At 56.1% G+C, this 13,135-nt stretch carries 13 protein-coding genes; 7 read left to right on the top strand and 6 right to left on the bottom strand.

The window, feature by feature from the left end; genetic code table 11:
• Window positions 1-2 precede the first annotated feature (2 nt).
• The 6 genes from ACTG4M_RS00400 to ACTG4M_RS00375 are packed head-to-tail and all read left to right on the top strand — an operon-like array spanning window position 3 to window position 4,742.
• A complete protein-coding gene (locus ACTG4M_RS00400) occupies window positions 3-1,718 on the top strand; it encodes a sensor N-terminal transmembrane domain-containing protein (protein ID WP_439121648.1) in 1,716 nt (571 codons plus the stop codon).
• Between the two features lie 9 nt (window positions 1,719-1,727).
• Entirely contained in the window at window positions 1,728-2,162 is a 435-nt protein-coding gene (locus tag ACTG4M_RS00395; RefSeq protein ID WP_439121647.1) for an HPr kinase/phosphorylase, read from the top strand.
• 22 nt (window positions 2,163-2,184) lie between these two features.
• On the top strand, window positions 2,185-3,108 hold the full coding sequence (rapZ, locus tag ACTG4M_RS00390; protein WP_439121646.1) for an RNase adapter RapZ: 924 nt from the start codon (window positions 2,185-2,187) through the stop codon (window positions 3,106-3,108).
• Window positions 3,105-3,506 (top strand): PTS sugar transporter subunit IIA, encoded by a 402-nt coding sequence (locus tag ACTG4M_RS00385; protein WP_439121645.1) that lies wholly within the window; start codon window positions 3,105-3,107, stop codon window positions 3,504-3,506. Before rapZ ends, ACTG4M_RS00385 begins: the two co-directional genes overlap by 4 nt.
• A gap of 27 nt (window positions 3,507-3,533) precedes the next feature.
• Window positions 3,534-3,812 carry an HPr family phosphocarrier protein gene (locus ACTG4M_RS00380; protein WP_439121644.1) on the top strand — a complete coding sequence of 93 codons (279 nt, stop codon included), beginning with the start codon at window positions 3,534-3,536 and terminating at the stop codon, window positions 3,810-3,812.
• 48 nt (window positions 3,813-3,860) lie between these two features.
• Window positions 3,861-4,742 carry a lysophospholipid acyltransferase family protein gene (locus tag ACTG4M_RS00375; protein WP_439121643.1) on the top strand — a complete coding sequence of 294 codons (882 nt, stop codon included), beginning with the start codon at window positions 3,861-3,863 and terminating at the stop codon, window positions 4,740-4,742.
• Here ACTG4M_RS00375 and ACTG4M_RS00370 read toward each other — a convergent pair.
• Window positions 4,739-5,614: a 3-hydroxybutyryl-CoA dehydrogenase gene (locus ACTG4M_RS00370; RefSeq protein ID WP_439121642.1), complete on the bottom strand. Its 876-nt coding sequence runs from the start codon at window positions 5,612-5,614 to the stop codon at window positions 4,739-4,741. The two genes, ACTG4M_RS00375 and ACTG4M_RS00370, sit on opposite strands and share 4 nt — an antisense overlap.
• Before the next feature lie 150 nt (window positions 5,615-5,764).
• Here ACTG4M_RS00370 and ACTG4M_RS00365 point away from each other — a divergent pair, with 150 nt between their 5' ends.
• The gene (locus tag ACTG4M_RS00365; protein WP_439121641.1) at window positions 5,765-6,733 is read left to right on the top strand and encodes a DUF6473 family protein; all 969 of its coding nucleotides are present in this window, start codon (window positions 5,765-5,767) and stop codon (window positions 6,731-6,733) included.
• Here the strand turns inward: ACTG4M_RS00365 and ACTG4M_RS00360 are convergent.
• The 5 genes from ACTG4M_RS00360 to ACTG4M_RS00340 all read right to left on the bottom strand — a co-directional run bounded on the left by ACTG4M_RS00360 (window position 6,633) and on the right by ACTG4M_RS00340 (window position 13,107).
• Window positions 6,633-7,562: an electron transfer flavoprotein subunit alpha/FixB family protein gene (locus ACTG4M_RS00360; RefSeq protein ID WP_439121640.1), complete on the bottom strand. Its 930-nt coding sequence runs from the start codon at window positions 7,560-7,562 to the stop codon at window positions 6,633-6,635. The two genes, ACTG4M_RS00365 and ACTG4M_RS00360, sit on opposite strands and share 101 nt — an antisense overlap.
• Window positions 7,562-8,320 (bottom strand): electron transfer flavoprotein subunit beta/FixA family protein, encoded by a 759-nt coding sequence (locus ACTG4M_RS00355; protein WP_439121639.1) that lies wholly within the window; start codon window positions 8,318-8,320, stop codon window positions 7,562-7,564. The genes ACTG4M_RS00360 and ACTG4M_RS00355 overlap by 1 nt, the downstream gene beginning before the upstream one ends.
• Before the next feature lie 167 nt (window positions 8,321-8,487).
• Complete coding sequence (locus tag ACTG4M_RS00350; protein ID WP_439121638.1) at window positions 8,488-9,609, bottom strand: M48 family metallopeptidase; 1,122 nt, start codon at window positions 9,607-9,609, stop codon at window positions 8,488-8,490.
• Window positions 9,606-10,823, bottom strand: a complete 1,218-nt coding sequence (locus ACTG4M_RS00345) for a DUF898 family protein (RefSeq protein WP_439121637.1) — start codon at window positions 10,821-10,823, stop codon at window positions 9,606-9,608. The genes ACTG4M_RS00350 and ACTG4M_RS00345 overlap by 4 nt, the downstream gene beginning before the upstream one ends.
• The gene (locus tag ACTG4M_RS00340) at window positions 10,792-13,107 is read right to left on the bottom strand and encodes a DNA topoisomerase IV subunit A (protein WP_439121636.1); all 2,316 of its coding nucleotides are present in this window, start codon (window positions 13,105-13,107) and stop codon (window positions 10,792-10,794) included. Before ACTG4M_RS00340 ends, ACTG4M_RS00345 begins: the two co-directional genes overlap by 32 nt.
• Window positions 13,108-13,135: the final 28 nt, after the last annotated feature.

Raw genomic sequence — 13,135 nt, 5'->3', positions numbered from 1 at the left:
CCATGGCACTGGTTGAAGGTGTGACCCACGGAAAAGCCGGTGGGCGCGAAGATGCGGATGTTGTGCTCGGGGACGATTGGGTCGCCCCCGACAGAACTGTTGAGTCCGAAGTTCGGAGTAGCCGCGAAAAGCGCGGTCTTTTCTCGCTCAATCGCTCGCCGCTGACCCGAAAAATTATCACATTCAACCTGGTTGCACTAAACTTCCTTGTTGCCGGAATCCTGTTTCTCAATTCATCGAGAGACACACTTGCCGAACAAAAAGCCGAAGCGGTTCGCGTTGAGGCGGAGTTGATCGCCGATGTGTTTGAAGCAAAAGCCTTGGGTGCGACAAGCGTCAACCTTGGCACCGGCGAAGGCGTTGATGTGTCCAACACGTTGGACAATCTGGAAATGCGCCCGGGGCTTCGGGTTTTTGTCTTTGATGCAGCCCGATTTCTGGTCGGTGATATCGACGCAACAAACGTTGGGCCTAATGGCCTGCCTGTAGCCGAAAAACCTACGGTCATTTCCGACTTCCTGCTGACGGTCTGGAGCAGCGTTTCATCGGTTTTTCAACCTGACGCGGCTTTGGAGCCTCTGACGCTTGAAGATATCCTGCGTCGCCAAATCGAAGAGACCGATCCAACCATGACCCGGGTCGAGCGATCCGAAGGTCCGAATGGCGAAACGCTCTTTACGGCACTCAGCCCGATTGAGGTGGAAAACGGTGTTGCGGGCACAATCGCACTGGTCAGCTATGCGCCCGAGATTGACGCTGCAGTCCGGCTTGAGCGCGAAAATGTTTTGCAGATGTTCGTGATCGCCACGTTGGTATCGATTGGACTAAGTCTTGTTGTTGCTTCGACAATTACGAATCCCATCTCGAATCTAGCCGATGCCGCCGAAGTGGGACGTGACCGCAATCGTCGGAATGTGTCATCTGGCCGTATTCGTATCCCCGATCTTACGGCCCGCCCGGATGAGATTGGACGTTTGTCTGGCGCTCTGCGCGGGATGGTTGCAGCACTCTACGACAGGATCGATGCCAACGAACAATTCGCGGCCGATGTCGCACATGAGATCAAAAACCCGCTTGCCTCGCTGCGGTCTGCTGTGGGGACATTGCGTGTCGCCCGGCGCCCCGATCAGGTGGATCGCTTGTTGGATGTGATTGATCATGATGTGCGCCGTCTTGACCGACTGGTCAGCGACATTTCCAACGCGTCCCGGTTGGACAGTGAACTGGTCAAGGAAGAAGAGGCTGAATTCAACCTTCTCGAAATGCTCGGTAACATCGCACAGTTTCTTGGTGAAGATGCCAAGCGGCAGGGGATCGAATTCATTTCCGATCTGCCGGATCGACCGATACCTGTGCATGGCCTTGAGGCCCGTCTGGCGCAGGTTTTTGTTAACTTGATCACCAACGCGATCAGCTTTTGCGAAGATGGCGACGCCATTCGCATCTGGGCGCGGCGCCGTGAAAACCGGGTTCTGATCGTTGTCGAAGATACAGGTCCGGGCATCCCGGACGAGGCGCTGACAAAAATTTTCAAACGCTTTTATTCGCAGCGTCCTGAAACCGATTTTGGCAATAATTCTGGCTTGGGTTTGGCGATTTCCAAACAGATCGTTGAGGCGCATGGCGGTGTGATTTGGGCCGAGAACATTCGTCCAACTGAGGCGGACGCAACGTCCGAGCCTTTGGGGGCGCGCTTTGTGGTCGGCCTGCCGCTCTGACGTTCGACAATGGCTGAAGCTGACCCACTCACCGTACATGCTACTGCGGTTGCCTTGGGCGACCGTGCGGTTCTTGTCACCGGCGCGTCGGGGACAGGGAAATCGACACTGGCGCTGGAAATGATGGCGCGCGGGGCGACTCTGGTTGCGGATGACCAGGTGATCCTAACCAAGTCGGACGGCTCTGTCTTGCTAAGCTGTCCGGAAGCGCTGTGCGGGATGATCGAAGCTCGCGGCGTTGGCTTGTTGCATGCCGCCTACTGCTCCCCCGTTGCGTTGGCGCTTGTTGTGGACATGGAGCAAGTTGAATCTGCGCGTTTGCCAGAACTGCGGACCATCACATACTTTTCACAAACGTTTCCGTTGCTTCACAAAGTGGCGTCCGAACATTTTCCTGCGGCAATTTTGCAATATCTACGAATATCAGGGCGTGTAGAAATATAGCCTTAATCGCGGAAACAGAAACATGTCGACCCAGTCCAATCCAGCGCGTGTTGTCTTGGTGACCGGTCCTTCGGGGGCCGGGCGTGGCACTGCAATCAACGTCCTTGAGGATTTAGGGTTCGAGGCAATTGACAATATCCCCTTCGGAATGATCCCGCGCCTTTTTGAAGGTGAACCGTTGACGCATCCGCTGGCGCTTGGGATCGACGTTCGGAATCGGGATTTTTCATTGTCTCGCCTTCTGGATTTGCACCGAGATCTGACGCGTATGACAGATGGAAACACGTCTTTGCTGTTTCTTGATTGTCGTCCTGATGTCCTTGTGCGCCGCTATTCCGAAACTCGTCGCCGCCATCCGTTGGCGCAGGAAGAGTCGCCGGAAATCGGTATCGCGCGCGAGGTCGAACTGCTGCGTCCGGTAGAGCAGCGAGCAGATATCCTGATTGATACGTCACATCTTTCGCCGCATGACCTTAAAGCGGAATTGCACAACTGGTTTGCAGATGAGACGTCACAAAAACTTGCTGTTGCAGTGCAGACTTTCTCTTACAAGCGGGGCATCCCGCACGGCGTAGATATGGTGTTTGATTGTCGGTTCTTGTCAAACCCGCATTGGGATGAAGCTTTGCGCGACAAAACCGGCTTGGACCCTGAGGTTCAAAACTATGTTCAGGCAGATGCGCGGCTGGCCCCTTTCACTGATCGCATCGTCGATATGATGACTTTTTTGCTGCCCGAAGTCGAAACCGAGGGCAAAACGCACCTTTCGGTTGGCATAGGCTGTACCGGTGGGCAACACAGGTCGGTTGTCGTTGGGGAAGTGGTGGCGCGCGCCCTTGCAGAAAAGGGCTGGCGAGTGTCAATTGGCCATAAGGAACTGGCGCGGCGGGGGATCGCGACCGCTGGCAGCGTGGTGTTGTCAAACAGCAAGAGGACGACAGAGTGATCGGAATTGTGATCGTGGCTCACGGCGGTTTGGCGCAGGAATATCTTTTTGCGGTAGAACATGTCGTTGGCCAACAATCTGGGATGGCCGCTGTCTCGATTGACGCCGATCACAATCGCGATGCCAAACAAAGCGAGATTTGCGCGCTTGCCGATGAGGTCGATACCGGGGACGGTGTTGTGATCGTGACGGACATGTTTGGCGGATCACCATCGAACTTGAGTTTGCGTGCCTGTCAGCCCGAAAACCGGCGGATCGTCTACGGTGCGAATTTGCCTATGCTGATCAAATTGGCGAAAAGCCGCGACAAATCTGTGCCCGAAGCCGTGCGGGCTGCACTGGATGCCGGTCGGAAATATATTGACAGCCAAGACATAACTCTGGATCAGAGCGCCTGATCATAGGGTTGAGGGAGGCCCGGCACCATGTCCACATCGGCTCAGCGCGTTTTGAACATCGTGAATGAAAAAGGTTTGCACGCTCGGGCGTCGGCAAAACTTGTCGAAGTCGTCGAGGGCTTTGATGCCTCAGCAGAGGTCCGCAAGGATGGCATGAACGCGTCAGGCGACAGCATTATGGGGCTTTTGATGTTGGCAGCTTCCAAAGGAACCTCTATTGAGGTAGTCACCTCTGGGCCAGACGCCGAGGCTTTGGCCGTCGCAATCGAATCTTTGGTGGCCGATCGCTTTGGGGAAGGCTGCTGATCATTCGGATCGGCTTGGGCAACCTGAAACAGGACCTCATACTGCCATATGGTTGAAAGCTATCAGCACAGTTCGACTGAAGCGCGCCCGTTGGATCCGGGCGACGTACCGTATGACAAGCGCAAGCTAAGCTATGCCAATACGTTCACTAACCCATGGAAAGCGAACACTATTCGCGCGATGGAGTGGATGACGGGAAAGATCCCGTTGCTGCGTCTTGTGCGTAAATTCGAACGTATGGGTCCTGCCGAGGGTCAAGCGTTCTGGGGGCAAGCCCTCAGCCTGATGAAGATCCCTCTTGAGACACCGGCTGAACAAATTGCCCGTATTCCGAAAGAAGGACCAGTGATCGTTGTGGCGAACCACCCGCACGGGTTGGTTGACGGAATGATACTGGCAGAGCTGATTGGCCGGGTTCGGACGGACTATAAGATCCTGACGCGATCTTTGTTGACGGGCGTTTCTGAGATCGAGGAATTTATGATCCCGGTCCCGTTTCCGCACGAAGAAGATGCGCGGGAGCAAAGCCTGGAGATGCGTAGCCGGGCTATGGCGCATCTCAAGCAAGGCGGCGTTATCGCGCTTTTCCCGTCGGGGGTTGTTGCCTCGAGCGACAGCTTTTTCGGTCCGGCGATTGAGCGGACATGGAACCCCTTTACCGGCAATCTGATCCAGCGTTCCGGTGCGACTGTCGTGCCGATCTTTTTCCCGGGACAAAACTCACGCGCGTATCAAATTGCCAATCAAGTTTCTGCCACGCTGCGTCAGGGGCTATTAATCAACGAAGTCATTCATGCATGCGGCAAACCGCAGGCTCCTGTGGTTGGAGAGCCTATCGCCGCTGAGGCGATTGAGGCGTTTGCAGGTCGTAGTCGTGATTTCGTGGCAGCGCTTCGGGAAACAACGATCAGTTTGGGCAAAAAGCCTTAACGCGTTGGCACAGGCGTTTCGCCGCGATAGTCATAGAATCCACGCTGTGTCTTGCGACCAAGCCACCCCGCCTCTACATATTTTGTGAGCAACGGGCAGGGTCGGTATTTTGTATCTGCCAACCCATCATGCAGAACGTTCATGATCGCAAGGCAGGTGTCGAGCCCGATAAAATCGGCCAATTCCAGCGGCCCCATTGGATGGTTTGCGCCGAGCTTCATCGACTGATCAATCGAGTTCACGTTGCCGACGCCTTCGTAAAGAGTATAGACGGCCTCGTTTATCATCGGCATTAGGATGCGGTTGACGATGAAGGCGGGGAAATCTTCGGCAGAAGCAGCTGTTTTGCCCAGTGTTTCAACAACGCCAAGGCAGGTATCATAAGTCTCTTTATCAGTCGCAATGCCGCGGATTAACTCGACCAGTTGCATCACCGGGACCGGGTTCATGAAGTGAAAGCCCATGAATTTTTCTGGCCGGTCGGTGCGGCTGGCCAGGCGTGTGATCGAAATCGACGAGGTGTTCGAGGTTAGGATTGTATTGTCAGCCAGATGCGGGAGCAGGCTGTCAAAGATCTTTTGCTTGATCACTTCTTCTTCCGTGGCAGCCTCGATGATCAAGTCGGTCTGAGCGACCTGGGGCAAATCCTGCGTAATCGAAATGCGTGCCATTGCTTGATTCCGCGCGTCCTGCGTGATTTTTTCACGGCTGACTTGCCGGTCCAGATTGCGCTCGATCAGGTCGATGGCGCGTTTGAGAGCGTCTGCGCTGATGTCGTTCAGTACAACATCATAACCTGCCAGAGCCATGACATGCGCAATCCCGTTGCCCATCTGTCCTGCACCGACCACGCCGATTGAATTGACCGTCATGCGATTGCTCCGTTCGTTTCGTCGCAACAATGACTTGTGGGGCAAGGCGCTGCAAGGCGGATCCAAGCGATCCATCGAAATTTAACTTTAGCGTTTTGAGAACCGAATCGCCCCAGATTCATCCTTGGGTGAATAGGAAAGGGTGGGGATATGGGAATTTCCTCCAAGCGCGATCAATCAATTGATTATGCGCCATGTCGTTACAATGGGTCACGCCTGTGGTTCAGGGGCCCGTATAATGATTTGAGGTCGCCCTATGTGGCGTGTCTGGGCGGAAGCGGGATTTACGGGCGCTACGTGACGCAGCCGTGGTCGGCTTTGCTTGAGGCGCAGATCGGGTGCAGGGTAGTAAACCTTGGTGTCGAGAACGCGGGCATCGATGCCTACTTGAACGATGCCGGGGCGCTGTCGACAGCTGCGAATGCAAAAATTGCGATCATTCAGTTGGCCTGCGTGCACAACACATCTAACCGATACTACCTTACGCATCCCCGCCGAAATGATCGGTTTCTTAAGGCGTCGGCATCACTGCAAACTCTATACCCCGAAATGGATTTTACCGAAGTACATTTCACCAGGCATATGCTGACGCGTTTGAACGCAATCTGTCCGACCCGGTTTGAAACCGTCGCGAATGAGGCGTGCGCTGCTTGGCTTGCACGAATGGGTGGCTTGATTTCGCAAATGAACGGCGTTGTCTATTTGCTTTGGTTTGCGCCCATGCCGTTGCCGGATGATCCCGAAATCAATCTGGGTTGTGAGCCGTTTCTGGCGCGCGCGATGGTCAATAGCCTAACCCCCAAAGCCAAAGCGTTGATCGAGGTTGTTCCAAACACGTGGCGCGGTATTGACGAGTTTCGACATGTGCCCCCGCTCGAAATGGGGCGGGCAGAGCAGTTGCCGGGGCCATTGGCGCATGCCCAAGTGGCAGATGCGGTCGCGTGTGCGATTGGTCCGGCCCTTCAAAAAAAACGGCGCGCTAATTCAAGCGCGCCGTCCAACAATCAAGGGTCAGCCTTTAGCCAAGCTTTTCAGTCAGTTCCGGCACAGCATCGAACAAGTCGGCGACCAGCCCGTAATCGGCAACCTGGAAGATCGGTGCTTCTTCGTCTTTGTTGATGGCGACGATGATCTTGCTGTCTTTCATGCCGGCCAAGTGCTGGATCGCACCCGAGATGCCCACGGCGATATAGAGATCAGGCGCAACAACCTTACCCGTCTGGCCAACCTGCCAATCGTTTGGCGCAAAGCCAGAGTCGACCGCAGCGCGGGATGCACCAACGGCAGCACCCAGCGTATCGGCCAGCTTTTCGATCATTGCAAAGTCGTCTTCAGAACCCACGCCACGGCCTCCGGACACAACCACACCTGCCGATGTCAGCTCGGGACGGTCGCTTTCGGCAACCTTGTCTTCGACCCATTCACTCAGCGCGGGGTTGTCGCCAGCGCCGATTGTTTCAACAGCCGCGGATCCGCCGGTTGCAGCCGCATCAAAGGTCGAGGTCCGGAACGAGATGACTTTTGTCCCGTCCGAGGATTTGACTGTCTGGATCGCGTTACCGGCATAGATCGGACGCTCAAACGTGTCGGCGTCGACCACAGCGGTCACGTCGGTCAGAACCATCACGTCAAGCAGCGCAGCAACGCGCGGCAGGATGTTTTTGGCGTCTGTCGTCGCAGGTGCGACGATGTGGGAATAGTCGCCTGCCAGCGATGCAATCAGCGCCGACACAGGTTCGGCCAGACGGTGACCATAAAGATCATCCTCGGCCAGCAGCACCTTTGATACGCCGTCGATGGTCGCGGCTTCGTCCGCGGCGGCTTTGGCGGTGGCACCTGCGGCCAGAACGACAACGTCACCCAGTGCTTTGGCGGCGGTTACAGTTTTGGCTGTGGCGTCCATCGCCAGTGCGCCGTCGGTGATCTCGGCAATCAGAAGAACGGCCATTACACTGCTCCCGCTTCTTTGAGTTTCGCTACCAGTTCGTCGACCGAACCCACCTTGATCCCCGCAGCGCGTTCTTCCGGTTCAGAGGTTTTGACGATCTCAAGGCGCGGTGTGACGTCGACGCCAAAGTCTGCGGCGGTCTTTTCATCCAAGGGCTTTTTCTTGGCCTTCATGATGTTAGGCAAGGATGCATAGCGCGGTTCGTTCAGTCGCAGATCGGTCGAAATAATTGCAGGCATCTTGACCTTGATCGTCTGAAGTCCGCCATCGACTTCGCGGGTCACAACGGCATTGTCGCCGTCGATGTCGACATTGTTGGCATACATTGCCTGGCTCCAACCGAGCAGGGCTGACAACATCTGGCCGGTGGCGTTCATGTCGTTGTCGATCGCTTGCTTGCCACACAGAACCAGCCCCGGCTCTTCTTCTTTAACGATGGCGGCAAGGATTTTCGCAACGGCCAGTGGTTCGATGTCGGTGTGAACATCATCTGCGGCGACAACGAGGATTGCGCGATCTGCGCCCATTGCAAGCGCGGTGCGCAGTGTTTCTTGGCTTTGCTTTACGCCGATGCTGACAGCGACGATTTCGTCGGCCTTGCCTGCTTCTTTCAGACGGATCGCCTCTTCGACGGCAATTTCGTCAAAGGGGTTCATCGACATTTTGACATTCGCGAGATCGACACCGGACCCGTCCGCTTTGACGCGGACCTTCACGTTGTAGTCGATCACACGTTTGACAGGCACCAAGACCTTCATAAGCGCGTTCCTCTTACTGGGATCGCAGGGCGACCTGCGATTCTGACAATACGTTCGGAGCAAGGGATACCGAACACTTGACCCAGGAAACAGGGCAAAATCGTCACGTTAGCGCCATCGGACGTCGCGTTTTTCAGTTATGGCCGATCTGATGCTGTGATGCAGCATCAATCGCAGATGTTTTGCAGGGCTTGCCATTCCTGAGCGGTCAACAATGGCACGGCTTCAAAGCCATCCGGTGTGGCATCACGCGCGGCTTGAATGCGGTCACCCAATTCTGGGTGGCTGAGAAAATGCGCTATGAACGGGCTGGTATCGCCGCCCATATCTTGAAACCGCTCGAACATTGTCGCCAGCGCTGATGGCGCGATTTGCGCGTCTTGCAGGACAGCGTGTGCAAAGACGTCGGCGTCCGCTTCGGCGCCTTGGCTATATTGCGCTTCGATCAGCCGCTCCGCCAACAGCAGCATCGCGGCTCCGCCCGCAAAATCGCCGAACAGCAAGCCCAGAACACCCAGAGATCCAGCAGATCGCAAGGCATGACGGGTCGGATCACGGCTTACCACGTGGCCTATTTCGTGGGCGAACACAGAGGCGACTTCTTCGGGCGTTTGGGCGTTGTCGATCAAGCCGCGGAAAAAGACGATGTAATTCCCCGGCAGCGCAAATGCATTGACCATCTCGTGATCGAGGACCGAAACGGTCAGTGGCTGTGCCTCGGGAAGGGCGGATTGCAGGCGGGTTTCCATCTTGGCCAGCGCTTCAAGACCGTCGCGATTGTCACAAACCGGCACGGGGTTCAGGCCCGATTGATCAAGCGCGCTGCGGATTTGTTCAAAGGTGACTTGACCCAGTGCGCGTTCGCCCTCTGGTGGAATAAAGCGCGCCAATTGGTTCGCCATGGTTGGCACGAGCACAAAAATGATCAGCGCGACTGACGCCACCGCAGCAGCGGCCCAACCAAACAAAGGTGCGCGTTTCGTCACTTTCGAGCGTTTGGTGCGGTTGGGCAGACGCGGTGCCAAGGCGCGGTCGGGCAAGACGATCCTTTGTATTTGGTCAGTCGCCATCTGAATGACCATCTCGTCCGTGTTTGCCTGATCCGGAGTTTCACGAATGTCGATCAGGGGCCAATGCACCTCAATCCCCGTGTCTGCCAGCCCAACCAAGGCATGGGTATCTTCATCGATGGATAGCGCGATGTACGCAGGTGCGGCCCGCGTGCCATCGAAATAGGTGCCGGTTGCGGAGAAGGGTTCGGGCGCACGGCCAACTCGCAGCACAGTCATAGCGACGCGCCAACATCCAGAGCGTCGGCAAAACCCTCTGCCTCGGCGAATTCATCGCGGGGGCGCTGGCGAATATCTGCAACTGCGGTGTCTGGCGACAGGGTTAGTGTGGAAAAGTAGTGTCGGATGACGGGCAGGGTTATGAACACGTTTGTCAGCGCTGACCACAATAGAAAGATGGTGAAATAGATCGCGATGCTGGCTGCGATGATGGCATAGCGTCCCAGCCCTGCGATCGGCGCGACCATATCTTCCATACCCATCTCGGCGAGCGTCTCTGCCGATTGGATCACCGCGAGCATCAGCCCCAAGATGACCATCGGAACAAAGACAGCGGCTGCCGCCAAGAGTGTACCAAGCGCATAGATCATCATCACTCGAAACGCATTCGGTGACAGGCGCAAAGACACGCCGTTGATTGTCTTCGCTTCGGTCAACCTGCGCAGCGTTTCGACGCGGTAGTAAACCAAGCCATAAAGTCCGATTAATCCGGCTATGATGCACATGCCGATGCCAACGGGAAGATTTCCCGAGGCGATCGCACCTCCACCGATCACTGCGATGAAGAGGGCCACAAACATTGGCCACATGGCCGGGTATAGCATGGTCCATGTCCCGCCCTGGGCCATACGCGCGGTGCCATAGAACGTGCGGTCGACTTTGTACTTTTCTAACCAGAAGGTCATGCGCGGCATCAAAAGACCAAGGCTCAGAATTGTGACGATCCAATGGAATACAGCGCGCCATGCATAGCCCCAAGCTCCGGGCTCAAGACCAAACCGCAGCCCGCGCCAGCGTGTCCGGGCCAAAATGTATCGCCGCGCGCGATATTTTGCGAAAAACCAAAGCGGTATGACGCCGACAAGGCTGACGGCGTAGGCGGCAAAATTGTCCTGAAACAACGAGAAACTGGCGAACATGAGGAACAGGTTCACGATCCCAATATAAAACGCCAACACGACTACGGCGAACAAAAAGCCCAGCAGCTTTTCAATTGGGTCGCCGACATATTCTAATGGATGACCACCGGGGCGGATTGCGGACCAGTACCAGCGCCGCAGTCGAGTGCGCATCCAGAAACGGTAGAATCCAAGCGTGAGAACCGTAAAAACACCAGTTTTCAGGGCTAGCCAAAACAATGCACCACGGCTGCCGGTCACGTCTGTGATCAGCGTGTCCGGATCAGGTGAAGGTATTGTCTCTGGGGAAGCCACGCGGGGCCATGCGGCCTGTTCCGGCGCGTTTGCCTGTCCACTCGGCAAGTTCGGCTTCGGTCCTGGTGCGTCCGGCTGGGTCGCGCCAGGAGAGGCCTTCTCCCAGGGTGAAGGTGGTTGCATCCGACAGGCCCCCGTCCTTGTACTTTTGCAGCCGCACGCCTTTCCCGCGTCCCATCTCAGGTAGTTCGTCCAGCGCAAAGACCAGTACTTTGCGGTTTTCACCAACCACTGCGACCGCATCACCAGTGACAGGTTTGCACACTTTCGCACGCACGTCGCCTCTGACGTTGAGCACTTGTTTGCCGGCACGTGTCTGCGCAACAACTTCGGTTTCGGGCACGATAAAGCCGTCACCCGCGCTGGAGGCCACAAGCAGTTTCCGGTCGGGATGGTGAATGAACAAATCCACAATCGCGGCCTCGTTCGGAAGATCGACCATCAGGCGCAACGGTTCCCCCATGCCACGGCCGCCCGGCAGATTGGCGGCAGACAATGTGTAGAAGCGTCCGTTTGATCCAAAGACCAACAGTCGGTCCGTGGTTTCCGCGTGAAAGATAAAACGTGGGCCGTCACCATCCTTGAACTTCAATTCCCGGTTCAGGTCGATATGTCCGGTCATTGCGCGGATCCATCCCATTTCGGAACAGACGACTGTGATCGGCTCACGTTCGATCATCGCCTCGATTGGCACGTCTTCGACCACACCCGCTTCGGCAAAGGTGGTTCGGCGTTCGCCGCCCGCATAGTTCTTGCCAAAGGTTTTCTTTGTTTCGCGCAGCTGTTCTGCAATGGCATCCCATTGCAGGTCGCCGCTTTCGAGCAAATCCTCAAGCCCGGCGCGTTCCTCCATCAAGCGATCGCGTTCGGCGACAAGCTCCATCTCTTCGAGTTTTCGCAATGACCGCAACCGCATGTTCAGGATCGCTTCGGTCTGGACTTCAGTCAGGCCAAGCTCTTCATCGCCAGCCACCATTGGAGGTGACACATAGTCGGCTTCGTCGCGGGCACGCGGATGGTCTTTGCCCCAATCCTCGCGCATGAGTGCGGCTTTGGGTTCATCATCGTACCGGATGATGTCGATGACGCGGTCGAGGTTCAGAAAGGCTACGATCAGCCCTTCCAACACCTCAAGCCGGTGATCGATCTTATCCATCCGGTGCTGGCTGCGCCGGATTAGAACCTCACGGCGGAAATCAAGGAAGGCGCGCAGTACTTCCTTCATTGAACAGACCTTGGGGGTCAGCCCATCGATCAGCACATTCATGTTCAGGCTGAACCGTGTCTCCAGATCGGAATTGCGATAGAGCATGTTCATCAGAACATCCGGGTCCACGTTCTTGGAACGCGGCTCCAAGACCATGCGGATGTCATCTGCGGACTCGTCGCGGATGTCGGCGAGGATCGGTACCTTCTTTGTCTGAATCAATTCGGCCAGTCGTTCGACCAGTTTCGATTTCTGCACCTGATAAGGGATCTCTGTGACAATGATCTGCCACTGACCACGACCCATATCTTCAATCTCCCACCGGCAGCGCAGGCGGATCGAGCCGCGCCCGGTGCGATAGGCTTGAGCGATGGTGTCTCGGTCCTCGACAATCACGCCGCCGGTCGGAAAATCCGGCCCAGGCACGTAATTCAATAACGTGTCGTCCCGCGCGTCTGGAACCTTGATCAGATGTAAACAAGCATCCACCAGTTCAACAATGTTGTGTGGTGGGATATTTGTCGCCATTCCAACGGCGATACCGCTGGAGCCATTTGCAAGAAGGTTTGGAAACTGCGCTGGAAGAACAACGGGTTCTTCCAGTGTGCCATCATAATTTGGGCGATAATCAACAGCGTTTTCGTTCAAGCCGTCAAGCAAGGCTTCGGCTACAGACGTAAGCCGCGCCTCGGTGTATCTGGCAGCAGCAGGGTTGTCGCCGTCGATATTGCCAAAATTGCCTTGGCCATCAACAAGCGGGTAGCGCACCGCAAAATCCTGCGCCAAACGCGCCATCGCGTCGTAAATCGCGGCGTCGCCATGCGGGTGATAGTTTCCCATCACGTCGCCGCTGATCTTGGCGGATTTTCGAAATCCGCCATTCGAGCTCAACCGCAATTCGCGCATTGCATAAAGAATACGTCGGTGAACGGGTTTCAGCCCGTCCCGTGCATCAGGAAGTGCCCGGTGCATGATCGTCGACAACGCATAGGTCAGGTACCGCTCACCGATTGCCCGGCGCAGCGGCTCCGCAAAGTCGCGGGGGGTCATCTTGGGGTTGTCGACATCATTGGCCATAGATGATGTGATACCCACCCCCTCTGAG

Origin of the sequence: Marivita sp. (genome assembly GCF_965656765.1) — a bacterium.
Lineage (GTDB): Bacteria > Pseudomonadota > Alphaproteobacteria > Rhodobacterales > Rhodobacteraceae > Marivita.
The sequence above is the reverse complement of the archived record's forward strand: the minus strand, read 5'-3'. Positions and strand labels throughout refer to the sequence as shown.